Origin of the sequence: Lacrimispora sp. 38-1, assembly GCF_049890855.1 — a bacterium.
Classification (GTDB): Bacteria; Bacillota; Clostridia; order Lachnospirales; family Lachnospiraceae; genus Lacrimispora.
In genome coordinates, this window is the sequence record NZ_JBANEW010000015.1 from 48,496 (window position 1) to 71,188 (window position 22,693).

General features: G+C 43.9%; 22 protein-coding genes. 18 read left to right on the plus strand and 4 right to left on the minus strand.

The window, feature by feature from the left end; genetic code table 11:
- The first annotated feature begins 153 nt into the window (after positions 1 to 153).
- Positions 154 to 1,818: a 2-isopropylmalate synthase gene (gene leuA, locus V7D18_RS04185; RefSeq protein WP_426151748.1), complete on the plus strand. Its 1,665-nt coding sequence runs from the start codon at positions 154 to 156 to the stop codon at positions 1,816 to 1,818.
- A 58-nt stretch (positions 1,819 to 1,876) separates the two neighbouring features.
- Here the strand turns inward: leuA and V7D18_RS04190 are convergent, their stop codons facing one another.
- Entirely contained in the window at positions 1,877 to 2,347 is a 471-nt protein-coding gene (locus V7D18_RS04190; protein WP_426151750.1) for a GNAT family N-acetyltransferase, read from the minus strand.
- 160 nt (positions 2,348 to 2,507) lie between these two features.
- Between V7D18_RS04190 and glf the strand changes: the two genes are divergently transcribed.
- From glf to V7D18_RS04225, 7 genes are all read left to right on the plus strand, one after another.
- On the plus strand, positions 2,508 to 3,617 hold the full coding sequence (gene glf / locus V7D18_RS04195) for a UDP-galactopyranose mutase (RefSeq protein WP_426151752.1): 1,110 nt from the start codon (positions 2,508 to 2,510) through the stop codon (positions 3,615 to 3,617).
- A 73-nt stretch (positions 3,618 to 3,690) separates the two neighbouring features.
- Positions 3,691 to 4,668 (plus strand): glycosyltransferase family 8 protein, encoded by a 978-nt coding sequence (locus tag V7D18_RS04200; protein ID WP_426151754.1) that lies wholly within the window; start codon positions 3,691 to 3,693, stop codon positions 4,666 to 4,668.
- An 11-nt stretch (positions 4,669 to 4,679) separates the two neighbouring features.
- Entirely contained in the window at positions 4,680 to 5,576 is an 897-nt protein-coding gene (locus V7D18_RS04205; RefSeq protein WP_426151756.1) for a glycosyltransferase family 2 protein, read from the plus strand.
- Positions 5,577 to 5,599: 23 nt separating this feature from the next.
- On the plus strand, positions 5,600 to 6,520 hold the full coding sequence (locus tag V7D18_RS04210) for a glycosyltransferase family 2 protein (RefSeq protein ID WP_426151758.1): 921 nt from the start codon (positions 5,600 to 5,602) through the stop codon (positions 6,518 to 6,520).
- Positions 6,521 to 6,558: 38 nt separating this feature from the next.
- On the plus strand, positions 6,559 to 7,680 hold the full coding sequence (locus tag V7D18_RS04215; RefSeq protein ID WP_426151760.1) for a DegT/DnrJ/EryC1/StrS family aminotransferase: 1,122 nt from the start codon (positions 6,559 to 6,561) through the stop codon (positions 7,678 to 7,680).
- A gap of 5 nt (positions 7,681 to 7,685) precedes the next feature.
- Positions 7,686 to 8,672 (plus strand): ATP-grasp domain-containing protein, encoded by a 987-nt coding sequence (locus V7D18_RS04220; protein ID WP_426151762.1) that lies wholly within the window; start codon positions 7,686 to 7,688, stop codon positions 8,670 to 8,672.
- A complete protein-coding gene (locus tag V7D18_RS04225; protein WP_426151764.1) occupies positions 8,669 to 9,655 on the plus strand; it encodes a glycosyltransferase family 2 protein in 987 nt (328 codons plus the stop codon). Before V7D18_RS04220 ends, V7D18_RS04225 begins: the two co-directional genes overlap by 4 nt.
- Positions 9,656 to 9,670: 15 nt before the next feature.
- Here the strand turns inward: V7D18_RS04225 and V7D18_RS04230 are convergent, their stop codons facing one another.
- Positions 9,671 to 11,110 (minus strand): L,D-transpeptidase family protein, encoded by a 1,440-nt coding sequence (locus tag V7D18_RS04230; protein WP_426151766.1) that lies wholly within the window; start codon positions 11,108 to 11,110, stop codon positions 9,671 to 9,673.
- A 155-nt stretch (positions 11,111 to 11,265) separates the two neighbouring features.
- On the opposite strand from V7D18_RS04230, the gene V7D18_RS04235 reads away from it, so the two are divergent.
- The 7 genes from V7D18_RS04235 (at position 11,266) to allE (ending at position 18,535) form a co-directional block, all read left to right on the plus strand.
- Positions 11,266 to 12,708, plus strand: coding sequence for a lipopolysaccharide biosynthesis protein (locus V7D18_RS04235; RefSeq protein WP_426151768.1), 1,443 nt, complete (start codon positions 11,266 to 11,268; stop codon positions 12,706 to 12,708).
- A gap of 84 nt (positions 12,709 to 12,792) precedes the next feature.
- On the plus strand, positions 12,793 to 14,049 hold the full coding sequence (locus V7D18_RS04240) for a lipopolysaccharide biosynthesis protein (RefSeq protein ID WP_426151770.1): 1,257 nt from the start codon (positions 12,793 to 12,795) through the stop codon (positions 14,047 to 14,049).
- On the plus strand, positions 14,046 to 14,744 hold the full coding sequence (locus V7D18_RS04245; protein WP_426151772.1) for a glycosyltransferase family 2 protein: 699 nt from the start codon (positions 14,046 to 14,048) through the stop codon (positions 14,742 to 14,744). The genes V7D18_RS04240 and V7D18_RS04245 overlap by 4 nt, the downstream gene beginning before the upstream one ends.
- Before the next feature lie 18 nt (positions 14,745 to 14,762).
- Complete coding sequence (locus V7D18_RS04250) at positions 14,763 to 15,119, plus strand: DUF2304 domain-containing protein (RefSeq protein WP_426151774.1); 357 nt, start codon at positions 14,763 to 14,765, stop codon at positions 15,117 to 15,119.
- Entirely contained in the window at positions 15,116 to 16,720 is a 1,605-nt protein-coding gene (locus tag V7D18_RS04255) for a DUF2142 domain-containing protein (protein ID WP_426151776.1), read from the plus strand. Before V7D18_RS04250 ends, V7D18_RS04255 begins: the two co-directional genes overlap by 4 nt.
- Before the next feature lie 19 nt (positions 16,721 to 16,739).
- The gene (locus V7D18_RS04260) at positions 16,740 to 17,705 is read left to right on the plus strand and encodes a glycosyltransferase family 2 protein (protein ID WP_426151778.1); all 966 of its coding nucleotides are present in this window, start codon (positions 16,740 to 16,742) and stop codon (positions 17,703 to 17,705) included.
- A 41-nt stretch (positions 17,706 to 17,746) separates the two neighbouring features.
- Positions 17,747 to 18,535, plus strand: coding sequence for a (S)-ureidoglycine aminohydrolase (allE, locus tag V7D18_RS04265; protein WP_426151780.1), 789 nt, complete (start codon positions 17,747 to 17,749; stop codon positions 18,533 to 18,535).
- A 16-nt stretch (positions 18,536 to 18,551) separates the two neighbouring features.
- On the opposite strand, the gene V7D18_RS04270 is transcribed toward allE, so the two are convergent.
- Both V7D18_RS04270 and V7D18_RS04275 read right to left on the minus strand, forming a co-directional pair.
- The gene (locus tag V7D18_RS04270) at positions 18,552 to 19,469 is read right to left on the minus strand and encodes a CehA/McbA family metallohydrolase (RefSeq protein ID WP_426151782.1); all 918 of its coding nucleotides are present in this window, start codon (positions 19,467 to 19,469) and stop codon (positions 18,552 to 18,554) included.
- Entirely contained in the window at positions 19,453 to 19,917 is a 465-nt protein-coding gene (locus V7D18_RS04275) for a DUF6669 family protein (protein WP_426151784.1), read from the minus strand. The genes V7D18_RS04270 and V7D18_RS04275 overlap by 17 nt, the downstream gene beginning before the upstream one ends.
- A 253-nt stretch (positions 19,918 to 20,170) precedes the next feature.
- Here V7D18_RS04275 and V7D18_RS04280 point away from each other — a divergent pair, with 253 nt between their 5' ends.
- Genes V7D18_RS04280 through V7D18_RS04290 form a run of 3 tightly spaced genes read left to right on the plus strand, consistent with a single transcriptional unit; the run spans position 20,171 to position 22,662 of the window.
- Positions 20,171 to 20,839, plus strand: a complete 669-nt coding sequence (locus V7D18_RS04280; RefSeq protein ID WP_426151786.1) for a glycerophosphodiester phosphodiesterase — start codon at positions 20,171 to 20,173, stop codon at positions 20,837 to 20,839.
- Positions 20,836 to 21,675: an ABC transporter permease gene (locus tag V7D18_RS04285; RefSeq protein WP_426151788.1), complete on the plus strand. Its 840-nt coding sequence runs from the start codon at positions 20,836 to 20,838 to the stop codon at positions 21,673 to 21,675. Before V7D18_RS04280 ends, V7D18_RS04285 begins: the two co-directional genes overlap by 4 nt.
- A 12-nt stretch (positions 21,676 to 21,687) precedes the next feature.
- Entirely contained in the window at positions 21,688 to 22,662 is a 975-nt protein-coding gene (locus V7D18_RS04290; protein ID WP_426151790.1) for an ABC transporter ATP-binding protein, read from the plus strand.
- Positions 22,663 to 22,693 lie beyond the last annotated feature (31 nt).

Here is a 22,693-nt window from a genome sequence, read left to right on the forward strand (position 1 = left end):
TTTAATGCAAAGGAATGATGACAGATGGGGTTAGACCTTTAAAACCCACGTTGTTCATTGTCAAGAAATACAGCGTGATTTATCGACTCCAAAGCCTGAATTGATTTTTTATGAAGGAAATACAGACAAAAAGGAATATGGAGGAGATCAGACATGTTGAATTATGAAAGATATAAGCGGGTACCGGTAGTGAGCTATCCGGAAAGACAATGGCCGTGCAGGGAGATTAAGAAAGCGCCGATCTGGTGCAGTGTGGATTTGAGAGACGGAAACCAGGCTCTTATTGAGCCTATGGTGGTGGAAGAAAAGATTGAGATGTTTAACCTTCTGATTAAACTTGGTTTTAAGGAGATTGAAGTGGGATTTCCTGCTGCTTCCCAGATTGAGTTTGATTTCTTAAGGCAGCTTGTTGAACGGAAGCTGATTCCAGATGATGTGGTAATTCAGGTTCTGGTCCAGTGCAGAGAGCATTTGATTAAGAGAACATTTGAGGCCTTGGAAGGAGTAAAGAAGTCAATCGTTCATATCTACAATTCCACATCTACATTACAGCGTGATGTGGTATTCCGCAAAGAGATGGATGAGATTAAAGAGATTGCGATACAGGGAACCCAGTGGGTGAAACAGTATATGCAGGATTTTAAGGGAGAGGTTATGCTTGAGTATTCTCCTGAAAGCTTTACCGGAACAGAGCTTCAATTTGCCCTTGATATCTGTACGGCTGTGCAGGAAACCTGGGAAGCAACTCCGGAAAAGAAGATCATCTTCAATCTTCCTTCCACTGTGGAGATGACAACTCCCAACGTATATGCAGATCAGATTGAATGGATGAATTCCCGGTTTAAAAACCGTGACAGCATTATTTTAAGCGTTCATCCCCACAATGACAGGGGAACAGGAATTGCGGCGACTGAGCTGGCTCTTCTTGCAGGTGCAGACCGTGTGGAAGGAACTCTGCTTGGGAATGGAGAACGTACCGGCAACGTGGATATTTTAACAGTTGCCTATAATATGTTTTCTCAAGGCATTAATCCGGAACTTCATCTTGAGAATATCCGGGAGATCGTGGATGTTTACGAGCGCTGTACCAAGATGGAAGTGGAACCCAGACACCCATATGCCGGCAAACTTGTTTTCACTGCATTTTCAGGCTCTCACCAGGATGCCATTAATAAAGGCATGCAGGCGATGCATGAAAGGAAGAATCCGTTCTGGGAGGTACCTTACCTTCCCATCGATCCTTCCGATATTGGCAGGCAGTATGAGCCCATTGTCAGGATCAACAGCCAGTCCGGCAAGGGCGGCGTAGCATTTGTTATGGATACGTTCTATGGCTTCAAGCTTCCTAAGGGTATGCACAAGGAGTTTGCTGATGTCATTCAGGCAATTTCCGAGAAGCAGGGTGAGGTTGCGCCTGAGCAGATCCTGGAAGAGTTTAAAAGCTGCTACACAGAGAGAAAGGAACCAATCCATTTCAGAAAAAGCCAGATTACAGAGGCAGAAGAAGATGTGGAGTTCTCAACTCTTGCCAAAGTCCGTTACACAGACCATGGTGTGGAAAAAGTCTTCGAGGGTGTGGGAAACGGACCGATCGATGCTGTACAGAAGGGTCTGGAGAAGGAGCTTGGTATCGAGATTCGGGTGCTGGATTACTACGAACATGCACTTACATCCGGATCCGGAGCGCAGGCTGCATCCTATATCCATCTGCTTGATGTGAAAACCGGAAAGGCAACTTACGGTGTGGGAATCAGTTCCAATATCACCAGAGCGTCTATTCGGGGTATCTTCAGTGCGGTAAACCGGTTATTTTATTAAGATCAGATAATGAAAGGGATCCTGTCTTCTTTTGCAGAGGCGGGATCCCTTTTTTCTGTTATTTTATTCGTTTCTCAAAGCAGACTGCATCCACGCGCCCCTGATATTTTCCATAATTGGGGATGATGCAAAATCCGTTTCTCATGTAGAAGCTGCAGGCACCCGTATTGATTTTTCTGGTCTCGCAGATCAGTCTGCTGTATCCGAATTCTCCTGCTTTATTTTCAAGAAAATTTAATATAAAAGAACCAATGCCCTTCCCTTTTTCTTTTGCGTACATCCGTTTTAATTCTGCCGTGGAATCATCGATTCTCCTTATGGCACCACAGCCTGCAGGTTTATTTCCATTCTTTGCAATCACAAAAGTGGATTTTTCATCTTCCATATCATTGACTGAAAATGAGGCTTCTCCACTGTTTCCTGTTATGAGATTAAGGCTGCGGGATAACTCACTCAGCAGTGAAACAGACTCGTCGCTGTGAATATCGGCTTCCATAACCTTAATATTATTTTCAATCTTCTCACTCATATTGTCATTTGTGCCTCCTTCTCATGAATTGATTTCAATTATAAAACAGATGATGTCCCCGGACAATCATTATTTAGAATTTCATAAATGGAACCGGCGTTTACTTTTGTGACAGACTTTAGTATAATTAATGCAGTTTATAAAATGACGGGAGAGTAGAATGAAGAAATATGATTATGTGCTTGTCGGAGGCGGTCTTTACTCCGGCGTATTTGCCTATCTGGCCGGAAAGCAGGGAAAGAAGTGCCTGGTCCTTGAAAAAAGGGGGCATTTGGGAGGAAATCTGTATTGTGAGGAGAAAGAAGGAATCCATGTACACCGGTATGGCGCCCATATTTTCCACACCAGCAACCGCAGGGTATGGCAGTTTGTAAATGAACTGGCGGAATTTAACCGGTATACCAACAGCCCGGTTGCCAATTACTTAGGTGAGATGTACAACCTTCCTTTCAATATGAATACCTTCAGCAAGATGTGGGGCGTGTCAACTCCAGAACAGGCGAGGGAAAAGATCAATGAACAGAGAAAGGTGGTTACAGGCGAGCCGCAGAACCTGGAAGAGCAGGCAATCAGTCTTGTAGGAACGGATATCTATGAGAAACTGGTAAAGGGTTATACGGAAAAGCAGTGGGGCAGGGACTGTAAAGAGCTTCCAGCTTTTATCATTAAGCGGCTGCCGGTACGCTTTACCTATGACAATAATTATTTCAATGATTTATATCAGGGAATTCCAATTGGCGGTTATAACGTGATCACAGACAAGCTTTTTGAGGGCTGTGATGTGGAGCTTTCCGTCGATTATCTGGAGCATAAGGAAAAGTATGACAGCCTGGGAGAGAAGATCGTGTATACCGGAATGATCGATGCTTTTTACGGATACAGGTTTGGAAAGCTGGAATACCGCAGTCTGAAATTTGAGACTGAGACACTTGATACAGACAATTATCAGGGGGTGGCTGTTGTGAACTATACAGATCGTGAAACTCCCTATACGAGAATTATTGAGCATAAGCATTTTGAGTTCGGAACCCAGGAAAAGACGGTTATAACCAGAGAATACCCTGTTGACTGGAGTGAAGGGATGGAACCCTATTATCCGGTTAATGATGAAAAAAATCAGAAGCTGTATCAGGCATATGCACAACTTGCCCGGAAAGAGGATCTGGTTATCTTTGGAGGCAGGCTGGGAGAATATAAATATTACGACATGGACAAAGTGATTGAGTCTGCTTTCAATTTGGCACAATCCCAGCTCGCACTTCTTCCCTAGCTCCCCGGCTGTTTACTTTTCTAATCAGATATAGTACAATACTACGGAAAAATCGGTATGCGGGGAGGTTATTATGAATGTAGTTTACGCTTCCAACGATAAGTTTGCCAGGCACCTGGCAGTTTCTCTCTATTCTCTTCTGGATCGTAATAAAAAGATAGAAACGCTTGATATCTGGGTATTGTCCATGGGACTGTCAAGGGAAAGCAAAGACCGTTTATCCGGTATCGCACAGGAATTTGACCGGGAACTTTCTATGATAGAACTGGGAAATTTAAAGGAACGGTTTTCCCATGAGGTGGATACAGGAGGTTTTGATTTAAGCATTATGGCACGCCTGTTTCTGGGAGAGGTGCTTCCTGAGCATGTGGAACGGGTTCTTTATTTAGACTGCGATACCGTAGTTCTGTCTTCTCTGGAAAAGCTGTGGAAAGCGGATCTTGGTCCGTTTCTGCTGGGCGCTGTCATGGAGCCCACCATTTATCCATGTATTAAGGAAGAGATCGGATTAAGGCCGGAAGAACCTTATTTTAATTCCGGGGTGCTTCTGATTGATTTAAACCGGTGGAGAGAGGAGAACGCTCAAAAGCTGCTTCTTGATTTTTACCGTTCCAGGGGCGGAAAACTGTTTGCCGGAGATCAGGATACGATTAACGGAAGCTTAAAGGGCAGAATCAGGCCGTTATCTCCCCGATATAATTACTTTACGAATTACCGGTATTTCCATTACCGGCATTTAGTCCGGCTGTCTCCGGTGTACGCACTCATAACTGAGAATGGCTTTAAAGAGGCAGGAAGACATCCGGCGATTCTTCATTTTATGGGAGATGAAAGGCCCTGGAAGGAAGGAAATTTAAACCACTACCGCAGAGCTTATGAGAAGTATCTGGCAAAAACCCCCTGGGCAGGAACTCCAAAGGAGAAGGGGAACCGACTTTATATGGCAGCTTATCATCTCATGAATTACGGTACCTATTTGTGTCCGCCGCTTCGTGATTTTATCAGCAGCCGGTTTGGAATGAAGCTTGTAAATTCCAGAAAAGGATCTTAAAAGGAGAAGATATGAATGTAAGCTGTATCATCCTGAACTATAATGATGCCGATACTACCATGAGGCTGGTTCATTCGATTAAAGATTATTCTTCTCTGGACTCTATTGTCATTGTGGATAACCATTCCACAGATGATTCTTATGCTCGATTGAAGGAATTAAGTGGCGGCAGAATCCATGTGGTCAGCTCCTTAAAGAACGGCGGATATGGCTATGGGAATAATCTGGGTATCCGCTATGCTTACAGGGAACTTGGTGCTACCCATGTTCTGATTGCCAATCCCGATGTCCTGGTTTCAGAGGAGACGATTGTTGCCATGAAGGCCTCATTTCTGACCGATAAAGCTGTTGCAGTGACGGCTGCAGTCCCAGTCGATCAAAAAGGCAGGGCAGGGCTGTCAGGCTGGAAGCTTACCGGTCTGTTTCCGGATTTACTGGATACGGGACTGGTAACACGGCGTTTGTTTAAACGGTGGCTCAGTGACAATCCGGGAAAGCGTGCATTTCACATAACTACACCTGGGGGAACAGAACGCTGTGCGTGGGCAGATGCTGTTCCGGGATCTCTTTTGCTGGCTGATACAGATGCGCTGATGGCATGCGGGCTTTATGATGAGGAAGTATTTCTTTATTACGAAGAGAAGATCCTTGGATATAAGTTAAAGGCAAAGGGGTACCGTACACTCCTTCTTCTTGACCGTACCTATGTTCATCTTCATTCCGTATCCATTGACAAATCCGTAAGCTCGATCTTGAAAAAGCAGGCGCTGCTCCATAAAAGCAAGCTTCATTACTATAAAAAATATTTAAAAATAAACCGGTTTCAGGAATTGGCTGCGAAGGGATTCCTGGAATTTCTCATGTTTGAGATCTGGTTTTTAACAAAGATTCTGGGAATGTCATGGTAAATGGCGTTGAAAGAAGGGATAGAATGATAACAGTACTTTTGGCTGCCTGGAATGGAGAAAAATATCTAAGAGAACAGATGGAATCGCTGTTGGGACAGACGAATCAGGAGTTTACCATTTTAATTTCAGATGACTGTTCCACGGACCGGACTCCTGAAATAATTTCAGAATATGAAAGCCGGTTTCCGGACCGGGTAAAAAGTTTAAAGAACTTAAAACCGTCTGGCAGTGCCAGGGATAATTTTTTCCGTCTTTTAAAAGCAGCTTCCGATGAGTATCTGATGTTTTGCGATCAGGATGATATCTGGCTGCCGGATAAAGTAGAAGTGACAATCAAAGAGATGAAGAAAATGGAGAACGTATGGGGCAGGGATATGCCATTACTGGTCCATACGGATCTTTCGGTTACAGATCAGGCAGGAACAGTGGTTTACCCTTCCATGGCCAGATATCAGAAGATCGGAGTTTATGATAACCGCACCAGTCATTATCTGGTTGAAAATAATATCACAGGCAATACCATGATGATTAACAGGTCCTTAAAAGATCTGATGGTAGATATTCCAAAAACATGTGTCATGCACGACTGGTGGCTTGGTCTCATGGCAAGCTGTTTTGGGAAAATCACCTACATTGACCGTCCGCTGGTACTCTACCGGCAGCATGGAAGCAATCAGGTAGGAGCAAAGAGCGGAATGAAACAGCTGTCGGAGAGAAGGAACAGCCGGGAAAAAGTCAGGGAGAACTACCGAGGCTTATTTGGACAGGCAAAAGCGTTTCTTTCGATTTACAGACAGTACATGACTCCTGACCAGAGAGAATTGTTTGAAGAATTTTTAAAACTTTGCAAAAGAAGCAGAGCGGGAAAAATAAAGACCATTTTAAAATACAAATTATTTAAAAGTACCCGTGTCAGAACGCTTGGTCAGATGTTTTCCATCTGACCGGAAGCAAATCATGGGAAAATGAGGAGAATGGTAGAATGATACCAAATGAAAAAGAAATACTGGTAACGAGGGCTTCCATGCCTTCTTACGAAGAATTTATTACTGAGATCAAACCGATCTGGGAAACTGCCTGGATGACCAATATGGGAGAATTTCACGACAGATTAAAGGATCAGCTGAAGGAATATTTAAAAGCGGAAAATCTTTTGCTGTTTGTGAACGGACATATGGCTCTTGAGATGGCGCTGCAGGCGATGAACTTAACCGGAGAGGTAATTACCACCCCCTTTTCCTTTGCTTCCACCACCCATGCAATCGTAAGAAATAATCTGACTCCTGTATTCTGTGATATCAGAGAGGATGACTATACCATAGATGCAGATCAGATAGAAGCGCTGATTACGGAAAAAACCACAGCCATTCTCCCTGTGCACGTATACGGAAATGTCTGTGATGTGGAAAAAATAGAGTCCATTGCAAAAAAACACAACTTAAAGGTGATTTACGATGCGGCTCATGCATTCGGGGTAGAGGTGAATCACCGCGGAATCGGAACCTATGGAGACGCTTCCATGTTCAGCTTTCATGCTACCAAGGTGTATAACACCATCGAGGGGGGAGCGGTCACTTTTAAAGATCCTTCGCTGGAGATTTTATTCAATTACTTAAAAAATTTTGGTATAACCGGAAAAGAATCTGTTGAATACATAGGCGGCAACGCAAAAATGAATGAATTTCAGGCAGCCATGGGAATCTGCAATCTGCGTCATGTGGATGAAAACATTGAAAAGCGCAGGCTGGTGTCGGAACGGTACAGGGAACATCTAGAAGGTGTCTCCGGTATCCGTCTCAATCCGGTAAAACAGGGGATCAGTCAGAATTATGCATATTTTCCTGTGTCATTTGAAGGGTTCGTACTATCCAGAAATCAGGTATATGATCTGCTGGCATCCCATCAGATATTTGCGAGAAAATATTTCTACCCGCTGATTACTGATTTTGACTGTTACAGGGAGCGCTTTTTAGGTGTTAACCTTCCCATTGCAAAAAGAGCAGCAGACAGTGTGCTGACTTTGCCCCTTTACGCAGACCTGTGTCTTGAAGATGTAGACCGGATATGCGAAATAATTTTAAGTGCCGCACAGGGAGGAAAATAAAGAGTATGAAAACTGCAGTTGTAACCGCAATCGGATCATTTTCGGCTGACATTGTGCTTAAAAATTTAAAAAAAATGGGGCTTAAGGTGATCGGCTGCGATATATATCCGGCAGAATGGATTGTTGATTCTTCCAATGTTTCTGCATTTTATCAGGTGCCTCTTGCAACGAGGGAAGAGCAGTACACAGAAGCGATTCTAACCATCTGTAAAAAGGAAGCTGCCGATGGGCTGATTGTCCTTACGGATGCAGAGGTGGATGTGTGGAACCGCAACAGAAAAAAACTGAAGGATGCCGGAGTGACTTTATGCTTATCGCCGGAAGAAACCATAACGATCTGCAGGAATAAAATGAAGCTTTATGAGTTTCTCTCTGAAAATGGCATTGGAAATCCCATACCTACCAAAATGCTTAACTGTATTTCTCCGGAGTCTGTTACCTATCCGGCAGTTGTAAAACCGTATAACGGAAGAAGCAGTCAGGGGCTGTGCTATCTTTATGATAAGGAGGAGATGGAGCGCTTCCTTGCTGGCTGTGAGCTGGACGATTATGTGGTACAGCCCTGTTTTAAGGGAAGTATTATCACGGTGGATGTGGTGCGGCAGGCGGACACTGGGCAGTCGGCAGCTGTCTGCCGTAAGGAATTGCTGCGGACCCCTAACGGTGCAGGCACTTCTGTTCTGGTATTTTCAAATCCGGCTCTGGAAGCTTTATGCAAGGAGACTGCCAGGGCTTTGGGGATCACGGGGTGTGTTAATTTCGAATTTATAGAAGGGGAAGACGGAACCTTCTCCATGCTGGAATGCAATCCCCGTTTTTCAGGCGGTGTGGAATTTTCCTGTATGGCGGGATACGACTGTGTCTCAAATCATGTGAAATGTTTTACAGGAGAGGACATTGAACCGTTACACCCTGTAACAGAGATGTTTATTGCAAGAAAATATGAGGAATACGTGACAAAGGTACTTAAAAAGGCAGGAACTGAGGTATGAGAAACGGATTAAACAGCGAAATCATGGCAAGTATCAACTGTGTCACCTATAACCATGGTGCGTTCATCCGCCAGGCTCTTGACAGTTTTCTGATGCAGAAGACAGACTTTGAGTATGAGATTCTGGTTCATGATGATGCATCCACGGACGGGACTGGAGACATAATCAGGGAATATGCGAAAAAGTATCCCGATAAGATTCGGCCTCTGATTCAGACGGAGAACCAGTATTCCCAGGGAATTGACAATATAAGCGGTGCTTTTAACTTTCCCCGTGCAAGAGGAAAATATATATTTATGTGTGATGGGGATGACTACTTTGATTCTCCGGACAAGCTTCAAAAACAGGTGGACTATATGGAGTCCCATCCGGACTGTACCCTTTGTATCCACAGTGCAAAAATCCAGCTGATGGGAAAAGCAGTGACTGAACGCCAGATGAGGCCTTACCGGAAAACTACAGTTATTACGCCGGAAGAGATTATAGATAAAGCTTCCGGTTACGCCATGTCTTCCATGGTATTTCCCGCAAGGCTTGTGAAAGAACTTCCCGATTACTATACGGACTGTCCGGTGGGAGATACCCCCCTGCAGCTGATGGCTGCAGCTAGTGGATACGGGTATTATATGGATGAACCCATGAGCGTATACCGGGTGGGGGTTTCCGGGTCCTGGACTGCTGAGGGCAAAAAAGGGGATTATGCTAAGAAGCAGCAGGCATATTATGAACGAATGAAAATAGTTTATGATGAATTTGACAAAGCAACAGGCGGCCGTTTTAGGGCGGCCGCCATGAGTGCATCCAATAGAACCTATTATCAGACGAAGGTCAATACAAGGGATTTCAAGGAAATATTAAATCCCTTATACCTAAGGTATTATAAGGAACTTACGCCCCTGACCCGGTTCTTTATTCAGTTTCAATACCGTACTCCCGGCATATATCATTTACTTCGAAGAATAGTTACCGGAAGCAGTGATTAAAATAACACGCTGCTATCACATGTTGGGATCAGTTGGATCCCAGGTCTGTGTCTCCGGAATGATCTGTTCAATGGCCGGCCGTTCATATGGTCCGGGAACCGGAGATTCGTAAATGGTTACGGTAGTTCCAAGCGCACAATGATCGTAGATCCATTTGGCATCGCCGGAGAGGAGACGGACACAGCCGGCCGATTCGGCAATGCTTAAATAATTATATGTAGTGGGATCAAGAGTCATCTTGTTGGGGCGGCTGTAAAGAATCGAGTGGATCAAAAAGCCCTTCCAGATGCGGGTTGCATACTGAGTGAAGATTCCGTGATTCATATCCCGCCAGCGGTATTTTTCAGGTGTCTGGAATGTTCCCAGGGGAGTATCCGGACCTGTAGAGGTAAGGAATGACTTTACCGGAATGATAAAACCGTTTTCACCATCTTTTGCAAAGACCGTCATGCAGTTCATCTGTTTGTTGATGCTGATAAAAAATGGTCCGTTGCTTCCAATAATAGGTTCTAAATTGGTAAGCATCTTGCCAGAATTTAAATCAAAATAGTATTTGAAGCCATCGATGTACTGCCAGCCTACAACCGGAAGAGAGTCCTTAAAATAGTACCGGTCATTTTCAATCCATGCCCAGCCGGTAAAAGGTGTGCCGTCTCCGTTAAAGTAGCGCAGTCCGCCGTCAACAATCTGCATTCCGTCTTTTGTGGCGGAAATCAGCGGTTTATCTGTCTTATATGGAAAGGCAGAGTTCTTTGCATAGAATGCCATACGAAAACCTGTGATATAATGTCCGGTTCCCATGGTTCCCGCACTGGTTCCGTTCTTTGCCCAGTCAGTGGTGGTACCGTCCTCTAATTTTGCTGAATAATAAAGATTGAACTGGTTGTTTACATAACCGGAAAACCTCATCTGTATGGCTTCAATGTTTACGTCATTAGGGTAATTGGTTGTCTGCTGACCGTTCATGACCCATGGGGACCAGCCAGTGCCTGAGGTGTAGGTCCGGTAAAGCACGTTCCCTACAATATTTGTGAGAAATGTAGACAAACCATGAAAGCCCTGTCCGTCGTTGGTGATCCAGGCATCATTGACAAAAGGCTGTGTCCAGTTGCCGTCACCAGTCATAACAGTGGTCTGAAGACGGGGAAAGTTGGCTTTTAATGCTTCCTGGGCGGCTTTCGTCGCTTCATCAACAACACCGTTTTCTCCGCTTCCATCCCCTTCCTGTCCGATATCTATTCCTGCATTTGCCAAAGCGGTTTCTGCTTCCTCTGTAGTTACGCCTTCCGCAGTTTCAGCCGTAGTCTGTTTTTCAGACTTACTGGTATCGCTGATGCTGGCGCCATTCCTGTAGCCTGGTCCATATGCCTCATCCGCCCGCGTAAGGGCAGCCTGTCCCAGGACAAGAGCAGCTGTCAGGCAGATTGCCGCCAGGCCGCGTGTCAGTTTACGCATGATAAAACCTCCTGTAAATCATTAAAAATTTTATGGTGATTCCATAATACTTTAACATAACTAACTGGAAAATGCTATAAAAGATTTACATTTATTGGTCAATATAGTACAATAAGGCGAAAATGTAAATTGGATAATTGAGGAGAAAAGCCAGTATGTACCAGGAAAATATGAAAGAGAGAGTGCTTTCCGGACTGTTTTGGAAAGTCATGGAAAACGGGGGAACACAGGGAATTCAGTTCCTTGTATCCGTTCTTTTAGCCAGACTTTTAACACCGTCTGAATCCGGGGAAGTCATGCTGATCATGATATTTATTACCATCGGCAATGTATTTGTCCAGAGCGGTTTTAACACTTCTCTGATCCAGAAGCAGGAAGTGGATGAAAGGGATTATTCTTCTGCTTTTTGCGTGAGCTTCCTGATTGCCTTTGTTCTGTATGTAATTCTGTTCTTTTCTGCACCTGCAATCGGGGATTTTTATGGACAACCGGTGTTCGTTCCGGTATTAAGGATTTTATCCCTGACCTTATTTTTCGGTGCAGTCGTATCGGTTCAGTCCGCGTCTGTTTCCAGAAATATGGAATTTAGAAAGCTTTGTATGGCAAGTCTTTTTGCTGCGGCAGGTTCCGGCATGATCGGCGTGCTGATGGCATTAAACGGATTTGGATTATGGTCTCTTGCCATGCAGCAGTTTTTTTACAGTTTTTTTCTCATGATTGTGCTGCATGTTTTAAAAACCTGGAAACCCAGCCTGAAGTTTTCTTTTCAGAAAGCTGGGGAGTTGTTCTCATATGGCTGGAAAATTCTGATGTCCGGTCTCATTGACACAGTTTTTACCAATGTTTATGGGCTTGTAATCGGGAAACTATATAATTCGGCTATGATGGGGCAATACTCAAGAGGAAACCAGTTTCCAGCCCTTATTGCCAATAATTTAGGGGCTGCCATACAGTCAGTGATGCTCCCTGCTTTTTCTTCATGTCAGGATGACCGGGAAAGGGTGAAAAACATGGTAAGAAGGTCCATTGTTACAAGCTCCTATCTTGTCTTTCCCATGATGGCGGGATTAATTGCAATAGCAGAACCCATGGTGAAGCTTTTACTCACAGATCAGTATTTACCATGTGTTCCCATGCTTCGTCTTTTGTGCATCGCCTATGCCACCTGGCCTCTTCATGTGGCGAATTTACAGGCGATCAATGCCCTTGGAAGAAGTGAGATTTTCTTAAAGCTGGAGATCATTAAAAAAGCAGTCAGTGTGGCGGCTTTAATCATCAGTATTCCGTTTGGGATTTATACCATGGTGGCATTAAGAGCAGTAACGGATTTCATATGTACATTTATCAATGCATACCCCAATAAGAAGCTTCTTCATTACAGCTTTCTCCAGCAGTGGAGGGATGTATTTCCTTCTCTGATTCTGTCCGCGCTCATGTGCGCTCTGGTGTACAGTGTTCAGTTTCTGGTGAAAGGTACACTTCTGACTCTGACTTTGCAGATTATCACAGGAGTTCTGTTTTATGCAGGTCTTTCCTGGCTGTTCCGCATCGAAAGCTTCTTTTATTTATGCAGGACAGTAAAGAACATGAGAAGGTAAGCAGCCGGTTGGCGGTTTACTTTTTTAGGCGGATCATGTAGAATAAAAGGAACTTCTTAAATGAAATGAAATAGAGGAATAAAAATGGAACGTAAAAATGTGGCATGGAATATGATCGGAAGCCTGGTTTATGCGGGTTCCAGCATGCTGCTGACGGCTTTGGTCAATCATCTGGTGGGAACGGATCAGGGAGGCATCTTCGGTTTTGCTTTCAGCACATTCGGCCAGCAGATGTTTCTTGTGGCTTATTTTGGAATGAGACCGATTCAGAGCACGGATGTGAGAGAGAACTATACATTTGGGGAATACCGGCTGGCCCGTATGGTCACCTGCGGTATGGCCCTGATTTTAGGCATCTGCTATATTATATGGAAGGTTTTCTTTTCTTCTTCTGACTACACGTATGAGAAAACCCTGGTAGTGTTTTTTATGGTTCTTTATAAGGTGCTTGATGGTTTTGCTGATGTATACGAGTCGGAATTTCAAAGAAAAGGAAAGCTTTATCTGACCGGACAGGCCATGACATGGAGGACATTGTTTTCCGTGTGTTTATTTTTAGGCACTCTGGCTTTTACAAGGGATTTAATTACCGCTTCGGCGGTAGCCGCCGCTTCTCAGGCAGTGGGAATCTGGCTGTTTGATAAAAGGACTGCGGACCGGATACCGGATATTACTTATGTACATGCAAAGGGAAGACACAGACAGCTTTTACAGGACAGCTTCCTTTTGTTTTTGTCTGTATTTTTAGACGGTCTCATCTTTGCAATGGCAAAGTACGCCGTTGATTCCCAGATGACTTCCGGGGATAATGCCATTTTTGTGGCAATATTTATGCCTACATCTGTGATTAACCTTGCGGCTAATTTTGTAATCCGTCCTTTCCTCACCAGACTTTCCATTCTTTGGGAGGAAGATAGGACTTCAGAGTTTCTTATGGTTTTGAGAAAGCTGTCGGGAATTATCCTGCTTCTCACCGTAATTGCTCTGGCTGGGGCCTGGGTAATCGGGGTTCCTGTGCTTTCCGCTGTCTTTAATGTGGAACTGGCGCCTTACCTCTCTGGACTTCTTGCTATTATTCTGGGTGGCGGTTTCTTTGCAGTAATGAACCTGTTTTATTATGTCCTGGTGATCATGAAAAAACAGAGACTGATATTTTTTGGATATGTTCCGGTCTGCATTCTTTCGTTTGTCCTTTCCTACCAGTTTGTGAAAACAGGCGGAATCAACGGCGGTGCGTATTCCTACATGCTTGAAATGCTGATTCTCATGTTTTGTTTTATGGGACAGGCAATCCGGATTATTCATACAAAAGAAAAAGAAAGGAGAGAACAGAGGATATGACAGACCGGGTACTGGTAGTGATACCTGCATACAATGAAGCCTTAAATATTGAGCGGGTAGTGGGAGAGGTTATAGAGAATTATCCCATGTACGACTATGTGATAATTAATGACGGTTCTACGGACAACACCGCTAAGATCTGCAGGAAGCATGGCTGGAAGATCATTGATCTTCCCATGAATTTAGGTCTGGCAGGCGCCTTCCAGACCGGGCTTAAGTATGCACACAGAAAGGGCTATGGCTATGCCATACAGTTTGACGGGGACGGACAGCACCGGCCGGAGTTCATTCTTCCCATGAAGGAAAAGATGGATCAGGGATATGACATCGTTATTGGCTCCCGGTTTGTAACAGAGAAAAAACCCCGTTCTCTCCGTATGCTTGGCAGCCGGATGTTAAGCGGCGCCATCTGGTTTACGACAGGAGTAAAGGTGAAGGATCCTACATCGGGAATGCGTATGTTCAGTCGTAAGATGATCAAGGAATTTGCAGACGGACTCAATTACGGTCCGGAACCGGATACCATCTCTTATCTGATCCGCCACGGTGCCAGGGTTGCCGAAATACCGGTTGTGATGGATGAACGGATACTGGGAGAGAGTTACTTAAATCCCTTAAATGCGGCCCGGTATATGGGAAAGATGCTGTTTTCCATTTTACTGGTACAAAGCTTTCGCGTTCGGGACAGAAGATAAAGGAAGGGAGTACGTGATATGACGGTTTTACTTCGCTGCGTGCTGATATGTGTTTCCCTGGTACTTACCTTTTATGTACTGGGAAGAATACGCCACTCAAAAATGAAGATAGAGGATTCCATTTTCTGGGTAATGTTTTCCCTGCTTTTGGTAGTTTTCAGCATCTTTCCCAAAGTGGCAGATTTTATATCAAGCCTGGTGGGTACCTATTCTACAGCTAATTTCATTTTCACTCTGATGATCTTTATTCTGCTCACCAAGGTCTTTTTTCAGTCGATTAAAATATCTCAGTTAGAGCGCAGAGTGACGGAGTTAATCCAGATGCTGGCGTTAGATAAGGAGGAAGCCATAGATAAGGAGGAACATAAACTGTGAAGCGTTTGTTAAAGACGAAGGGCTTATGGCTTGCAGCGGGAAGCATTCTGCTTTTAATGTTCCTGTTTGCCAGAACCTATATAAAAACTATAGTGGGGATTCCTTCTCCGGAGTTTGAGCCGGTCCGGCGGTTTTACTGGTGGTTTATTATCTTCGGTTGTGGATTTCTTGCTGCGTTTTCCTTTCTTTTGTGGATAAAGAATATTTTTAACCAGTGGCTGTTCCCGCTGGTTGTTATTGGACTGGGTGTTTTTTATCTGTTCGCTTTAACACCTTTTTCTGCACCCGATGAAGCTGCCCACTTTGTCAGTGCCTATCGTCTTTCCAGTCAGATTTTGGGGAGACAGGCAGTGGCAGGAGAAGATTTTTTAAAGCATGCTTCATCAGAAGAACAGGAGCGCATGAAAAAAGGTGCCAATGTTCTGGTTCGAAGCGGGGATGATGTCTCCGGTCTTTATACAGAGCCGGGACAGAGAACGTACAACCGTGTCCTGACAGAGCTGTTTTCCCTGGATCACAGCCAGTCGGTGACAGTCCGGGAGGAAGTTCCGGTGAATACAACACCTGTGGTTTATCTGCCTCAGGCAGTGGGAATTACGATTGCCAGACTGTTACACCTTGGCTATATTCCCCTGGTATATCTGGGACGGTTTATGAATCTTCTGGCATTTGCAGCCATGGCAGCGGTTTCAGTCCGGCTGATGCCGTTTAAAAAAGAAGTTATCATGGCAGTATCCTGTCTTCCCATGACTCTTCATCTGGCGGCTTCCTACTCCTATGATACTGCATTTATCGGTCTTTCCATGCTTTTGCTTTCCTGGTGTTTTCATCTGGCTTATGAGAAGAAAGAGGTAAAAACAAAAGACCTCCTGGTGCTGACTCTCCTGCTTATCCTGTTAGAACCTGGAAAAATCGTATACCTGCCTGCAGCCGGAATCTGTCTGCTGATTCCAAAATCTAAATTCAGGTCTGAAAGACATTACTGGATCTCCGTTTTTGGTGTCATTGCAGTAATGCTGCTTGCGGTATTCCTGGTAAACCGCCTGGTACTTTCTGCATGGGCCGGGGCTACGGAAAGCTACGTGGGCTGGAGTGAGGCGGCAGGATATAACTTGTCTGATGTGTGGCAGAGACCATTTTGCGTCTTTACGGTTTATTATGAAACCCTGGTGACCCAGTACGACTATTATCTGGTGACTATGCTGGGAGGATTTCTGGGGAATTTAGATCCGAATCTAACGATTCCGCCGGTCTGCCTTACCCTTCTTTGGTACGCCCTGTTTATCAGCGTAATAAAGAGAGAGGGGGAAGTGGTGAAAATGAGGGACGGACAGAAGCTGTGGATATTATTTCTTGTATTTACCAGTGCAGTGCTGGTTCTGACCTCTATGTTTTTGGGGTGGACTCCCAGAAATTTAACGTATATTACCGGAGTTCAGGGGCGTTATTTTATTCCTCTTCTGCCCCTGCCCCTGCTGACTCTGTATGACCGGCGTCTGGTAATCGGTGTGGATTTAAGAAAAAGCGCCTGGTATCTGGAATGCTTTGTAAGCATTTATGCCCTGATCCGTATCTGCTCCACATCATGTCTGCGTTATTGACAGGAAAGAAGGAAAGTTAATGGAAGAAATAAGAGGGGAGCAAAAGACCGTTGATGTGATTATTCCGGTTTATAAGCCGGACGAAACGCTTATGCGGCTTTTTCACAGGCTGGAAGAGCAGTCTTATCCCATACGGAAAATTATTGTGATGAATACGGAAAAATCCTACTGGAAGGATTCTGATTATGAGCATGTGAAGAATTTAGAAATTCATCATGTGACGAAAGAAGAATTTGACCATGGCGGCACAAGAAACAGAGGAGCCGGTTATTCTAAGGCGGATATCATGGTGTTTATGACTGACGATGCAGTTCCCGCTGATAAAAATTTAGTCAGTGCTCTTGTAAATGCGTTTCATCAGACCGGAAAAGGGGGGGAAAAGGTCATCATGGCTTATGCAAGACAGCTGCCCAATCCGGACTGTGCCATGGCAGAGCAGTATACCCGTTCCTTTAATTATCCTTCTGAGAGCCGGGTTAAGACAGAGGCTGATTTGAAGGAACTGGGAATCAAAACGTTTTTTGCATCCAATGTCTGCTGCGCTTATGACAGAAGTGTCTTTCTGGAAGCAGGAGGATTTACAAAAACTACCATTTTTAATGAGGATATGATTTATGCAGGAAATGCAGTGCGTTATAGAGGTGAGGCTGTGGCATATGCTGCTGATGCTAAGGTGATTCATTCCCATAATTACGGATGCATTGCCCAGTTTAAACGGAATTTTGATCTGGCGGTGTCTCAGGCAGACCACCCCGAGGTGTTTGGTGGAATCCGTTCCGAAAGCGAGGGAATACGGCTGGTGAAAAATACCTGCACCTGGCTGGTAAAACAGAAGAAACCCTTTCTGATTCCCGGGGTGATTATAAAGAGTGGTTTTAAATATATGGGGTATCTTATGGGAAAACGGTACCGCACCCTGCCCAGGCGGCTGATATTAAGCTGTACAATGAACCGGTCTTACTGGGGGAAACATAAAACTGAATAATATGGTTGAATGTGAGTCAATGGAAAGTGAGTAAATTTATTATGAGTTATTTAAACGGACAGACAGGATACCGTGATGACTTATTAGCCACCAGATCCGTCGTTAAGAAGGAAAACTATGTTTTAATTGATCCGGATGGAATTGTAAAAAACTCGATTCCTGGATATGAAAAGTGTGATGTTACCATTCTTGGTTCTCCTCATATGGGAGCTTCTTTTGCGGATTATTTAGTAACCGTCCATGAAGGCGGAAATAATTCTGCATTTGGCGGTGAAGGGCTGGAATCATTCATTTATGTAATGGAAGGCTCCATTAAAGTGAAAAATGCGGACAAAGAAGAGATACTCACAGAAGGCGGGTATATTTATTCTCCTGCCAGTAAGACAGTATCTTTTATAAATGAGGGAAAAGAGGAGGCCAGGCTTTTTGCCTATAAGCGCAGATATGAGGAGCTGGATGGCTACAGCGCTTATACAGTTACAGGCAATGCAAACGGCCTTCCATGGATCCCGTATGAAGGTATGGAAAACTGTTATATCCGGAATTTCCTGCCTGCAGCAGAGAACTTTGGATTTGATATGAATATGCATATTCTTAAGTTCCATTTAGGGGCATCCCACGGTTATATAGAAACTCATATACAAGAGCATGGCATGTATTTCCTTACCGGAAGTGCGATGTACAGACTGGATAATGACTGGGTGCCTGTGAAAAAGGGTGATTATGTCTTTATGGATGCATATTGTCCTCAGGCTTGTTATGCAGTAGGGCGTGAAGAGGATCTGACCTATCTCTATTCCAAAGACTGCAATAGAGATGTAAAGCTTTAATATCAGTGTAATAGTCTTACCTTAATAAAAGTGGGCGGGCAATAGCTGTTAAATAAGACATCTCGGTTTTATCCTCAAAAAGCATGAGTGTGGCGGCCCTGCAGGACAAAAGACATTCTGGAACGTCTTTTAATAAGATTTCTTCTTTAAGTGAAAAGGTGAGGACATGATCTCTTGTGCGAAGCTGGCATAAGTAAGAACGTTCCTGATGACTGGGATTGTCTTCAAGAAATATTTTAAGTCCATGAGGTGTCAGTTCCCAGTCAAGTACAGGACCTCTTGTAACACAGGCAGAGCAGGTTCGTATGGCCCTGTCCAGCTTAATAGAAAGGGGAAGAGATGAATCTTCCTCTTTAACCAATATATAGGTGGTGAAAAATCCTTCCATATGTATCGGACGATGAAGATCCATGCCTGACACCGGACAGATATTGAAACCGGAAAAAATCAAATCTTCCCACCACAGGATAGCCGCATGGTTGTCCGGATCCATTGGGTGGGCGTTGTTTACTACCTCAATAAAATCAATCAGTCTTAAGTCATGTATCTTCATGGACCAGCGCATTCCGTTGGAAAAAGGCGAGGGAATAGAAAAAGGGTGGGCAGGTCCTGCCAGTCCCCCTGCTTCATGAACCCGTACAAACAGCAGATCTCCATTCTCTTCATCAATATCATCCCAGGGAATATAAGCAGATACATTCTGACAGAGCAGATGTCCGTAATAAGAAGTCAGCTCAAATCCTTTAACAAATTCAACGGGTGAGGAATGGGAAGCAAGCTTCTCTTCCACCTTTGGAAAACCGGATATTGTATTGTGATCCGTTAATGAAAAGGCACTGATCCCCTGTTTTTCAAGATAATCCACAAGCTCTGCTGCCGTCATGGCGCCATCGGATTCTATGGTGTGATTATGCAGTTCAATTCTTTTCCACATCTTCAAAATCTCCCTTTATTTCTAATTGATAAGAAGTTTCATTTTCCATGCACTGGAATACATTAACAATCACTTTACCCGCGCCTTCCAGGGGATAAACTGGCAGGCAGCCTCTGGAAGAAATGCGTTCTGACAGGTAAAGTTCCTTTATTGTCCCAGGCATATGTACATTTCCTGCAAATTTATTACCAATAAATAAGGCCAGCTGAATTTCAGTTTTCATGGAGTCAACTGCATTTAAAAGCTCTTTTTCGGAGACCGGTCTGCCTTTGTAAGCTTCATATGCTGGCCGGAACTGTTCAGGATTAGTTTCTTTGGAAGGATATTCCTTTGTATAGGTCAGCCGTATGGAAAGTGCCCGGCAGCCGGAAGGAAGTTGAAATCGGTAAGTTACATTTCCCTGGAAGCCCCGGTTTACAGTTCCGCTAAAGCTTTGAATTATTTTCATTATTAATATCCTTTCAGTTGAAATATAAAGTTGTACGATTTCCAGATAGCTTAACCAGACTATGATAGAAAAAGGCGGGTAACAAGTCAATATAATTATTGTAAATTCCATGTAATATCTGAGACATAGATAAAAAGAGCAAAAAAAACTGAAAATTTTACTGAAAATTTTCGAAATGATGGTCTTTAATTTACATTGGTTTGCTACAATCAAAAATATGGTCAAATCGCGATCATGGGAAGGAGAAAACATCATGGCGGTTATTACAGCACATTCCGGCTGCGATGGAACCAAAGACAATTCTATTGAGTTTATAAAATATGCCTTAAATTCAGATGCGGATTGTATGGAAGCAGATGTAAGGAGAAATCAGGCAGGAGCTTTGATTTTATCTCATAATAAAACAGAGGAAGAATGTGTGACAATTCAGGAGGCATTTCGTATTTTAAAACAGTTTCCTGAAAAAAAGATGAACTGTGATTTAAAGGAAGAAGGACTTGAAGTTTCCGTTTACCAGCTTGCAGGAGAGAACGGAGTCAGGCGTCAGCTGATTTATTCAGGAGAGATTGATTTAAATCTGCTGGCTGAAAAAGAAAAATGGTATCCGGAAGTACAAGTATATATAAACCCGGAAAATCTGCAGGCGGATTTTTATGAGATGATGGCACAGGAGGGAGCCTTAAAAAATCTTAAAGAACTTCTGGCAGCTGTGAAAGGCTATCCTGTTTCCTGTATCAATATGGAATATCATACATATACAGATGAAATCATGGAGCTGCTGGCAGAAATGCAGGTAATGGGATCCGCATGGACCGTGAACGAACCGGACGATATTCGTCGTCTGTTAAAAAAAGGACTTTTTAATATTACAACCAGAAACTTAACAACTGCACTGGAACTGAAGGGAGAAGCAGAAGGATGAAACTTTTGTCGCCTAGAGCATTTTATTATATATTGGGGAAAAAAGGTTTTTTTCAGTATCTGCTGTTTGCGGGGTTCCTCATCTTTTTTTATCTTCCGCTTATGAACTTATGTATGCTGGCATTTGCGGACAAATATGAAGTCCCGGCAATTATTCCACAGGAGTTTGGTTTTAAATGGTGGGGATTTGTTTTGGGGCAGAAAAGTCTTGTCAGCTCTATTTCAGTCTCATTTATTCTGGCCATAATCGTAACTTTTGTCTCATTGGCTGTCTGTATACCCGCAGCCTACGCCCTTGCCAGGTATGAGTTTTTTGGAAAACGTATTTTCCTCCTTTCCTTTCTGCTCAGCAATGCATATCCCAGGATGGGGCTTTACATATCAATAGGGATTTTATTTTATAAGCTCGGTTTAATGGGCACTCTTGCAGGGGTTGTTATTATCCATTTTTTGAATTCCATGATGTTTATGACCTGGATTCCTTCCGGTGCGTTCAGAAGTGTTTACAGGCAGCAGGAGGAATCGGCAAGGGATGCAGGGGCAGGTCCCATAAGAACATTTTTTAAAGTCACACTGCCTTTAGCCACACCGGGAATTGCAGTAGCAAGTGTTTTTACATTTTTAAGTTCTTTAGAGGAGGCCCAGGGGACGCTTTTAGTAGGATTTCCCCAGATTAAAACAATGCCGGTGGAGCTTTACGGCGTGATTATGGAGTATCCGCTGACTGCAGGTCCCGTCCTGTCTCTGATTCTTATAATTCCTACGGTGCTGGTTCTGTTCTTCATGCGCAAATACATCAATGCGGACAGTCTGTCCGGCGGATATGGGGTGAAGTAGAAAGGTGAAATTATGGATAAAAAGATAAAGCTGAAAATTACCGATATGAAAAAGCACTATAAAAATGGTGATGGTGTTGATGAAATCAATATTGAGGTTCATGAGGGAGAATTTGTAACAATGTTAGGACCATCCGGCTGTGGAAAATCTACTATTTTACGGACTCTTGGAGGCTTTTTATCCGTAGATTCCGGAGATATTCTTATAGATGGCATCTCTGTGAAAAGTCTTCCTCCGGAAAAAAGACCGACTGCTATGGTATTTCAAAGTTATAATCTGTGGCCGCATATGACGGTTTATGAAAACCTGGCTTTCGGACTGGAGATAAAGAAGATTCCGAAAAATGAAATAAAGGCGGAAGTCGATAGGGGACTTGCACTGGTAAATATGAGCGGGTTTGAAAAGAAATACCCCGGCCAGCTCTCCGGCGGACAGCAGCAGAGAGTAGCCATTGCAAGGGCGCTTCTGCTGAAGCCATCCGTTCTCCTCCTTGATGAGCCGTTTTCTGCTCTGGATGCAAAGATCCGGAGCCAGATGAGAGAGGAACTGAAAAGGATTCAGCAAGAATTAAACATTACCGTGGTATTTGTAACTCACGACCAGGAGGAAGCAATGGCTCTGTCTCACAGAATCGTGGTAATGAACAAAGGCGTTATTGAGCAGATTGGAACTCCGGAGGAAATTTATGACCGTCCTGCAACACAATTTGTAGCATCTTTTATTGGAGAGATGAATTTCTTTAAGGAACATGACGGAAGCGCCATGGCAGTGCGTCCGGAGGACATTATGATTACCAAAGGAGAAGCAGAAGGACAGATTTGGGGCAGAGTGAGAACTGTCATGGTACTGGGCCACTATGCTGAAATCAACGTAGAGGTTGGGGATCAGGTAATGAAAGCCTATGTGACCCGCGCTGCTGCTGAAGAAATCAAGCCAAGGGATGTGGTATCCCTGTTGTTTATAAAAACCTGTAAATATTGTGCCTGAGAATAAAACACCAAATATGAGGAGACTTAAA

Excerpts from the sequence above, each read along its gene's own strand:
- leuA (WP_426151748.1), top strand. The coding sequence starts at position 154 with ATGTTGAATTATGAAAGATATAAGCGGGTACCGGTAGTGAGCTATCCG.
- V7D18_RS04190 (WP_426151750.1), bottom strand. The coding sequence starts at position 2,347 with ATGAGTGAGAAGATTGAAAATAATATTAAGGTTATGGAAGCCGATATT.
- glf (WP_426151752.1), top strand. The coding sequence starts at position 2,508 with ATGAAGAAATATGATTATGTGCTTGTCGGAGGCGGTCTTTACTCCGGC.
- V7D18_RS04200 (WP_426151754.1), top strand. The coding sequence starts at position 3,691 with ATGAATGTAGTTTACGCTTCCAACGATAAGTTTGCCAGGCACCTGGCA.
- V7D18_RS04205 (WP_426151756.1), top strand. The coding sequence starts at position 4,680 with ATGAATGTAAGCTGTATCATCCTGAACTATAATGATGCCGATACTACC.
- V7D18_RS04210 (WP_426151758.1), top strand. The coding sequence starts at position 5,600 with ATGATAACAGTACTTTTGGCTGCCTGGAATGGAGAAAAATATCTAAGA.
- V7D18_RS04215 (WP_426151760.1), top strand. The coding sequence starts at position 6,559 with ATGATACCAAATGAAAAAGAAATACTGGTAACGAGGGCTTCCATGCCT.
- V7D18_RS04220 (WP_426151762.1), top strand. The coding sequence starts at position 7,686 with ATGAAAACTGCAGTTGTAACCGCAATCGGATCATTTTCGGCTGACATT.
- V7D18_RS04225 (WP_426151764.1), top strand. The coding sequence starts at position 8,669 with ATGAGAAACGGATTAAACAGCGAAATCATGGCAAGTATCAACTGTGTC.
- V7D18_RS04230 (WP_426151766.1), bottom strand. The coding sequence starts at position 11,110 with ATGCGTAAACTGACACGCGGCCTGGCGGCAATCTGCCTGACAGCTGCT.
- V7D18_RS04235 (WP_426151768.1), top strand. The coding sequence starts at position 11,266 with ATGTACCAGGAAAATATGAAAGAGAGAGTGCTTTCCGGACTGTTTTGG.
- V7D18_RS04240 (WP_426151770.1), top strand. The coding sequence starts at position 12,793 with ATGGAACGTAAAAATGTGGCATGGAATATGATCGGAAGCCTGGTTTAT.
- V7D18_RS04245 (WP_426151772.1), top strand. The coding sequence starts at position 14,046 with ATGACAGACCGGGTACTGGTAGTGATACCTGCATACAATGAAGCCTTA.
- V7D18_RS04250 (WP_426151774.1), top strand. The coding sequence starts at position 14,763 with ATGACGGTTTTACTTCGCTGCGTGCTGATATGTGTTTCCCTGGTACTT.
- V7D18_RS04260 (WP_426151778.1), top strand. The coding sequence starts at position 16,740 with ATGGAAGAAATAAGAGGGGAGCAAAAGACCGTTGATGTGATTATTCCG.
- allE (WP_426151780.1), top strand. The coding sequence starts at position 17,747 with ATGAGTTATTTAAACGGACAGACAGGATACCGTGATGACTTATTAGCC.
- V7D18_RS04270 (WP_426151782.1), bottom strand. The coding sequence starts at position 19,469 with ATGTGGAAAAGAATTGAACTGCATAATCACACCATAGAATCCGATGGC.
- V7D18_RS04275 (WP_426151784.1), bottom strand. The coding sequence starts at position 19,917 with ATGAAAATAATTCAAAGCTTTAGCGGAACTGTAAACCGGGGCTTCCAG.
- V7D18_RS04280 (WP_426151786.1), top strand. The coding sequence starts at position 20,171 with ATGGCGGTTATTACAGCACATTCCGGCTGCGATGGAACCAAAGACAAT.
- V7D18_RS04285 (WP_426151788.1), top strand. The coding sequence starts at position 20,836 with ATGAAACTTTTGTCGCCTAGAGCATTTTATTATATATTGGGGAAAAAA.
- V7D18_RS04290 (WP_426151790.1), top strand. The coding sequence starts at position 21,688 with ATGGATAAAAAGATAAAGCTGAAAATTACCGATATGAAAAAGCACTAT.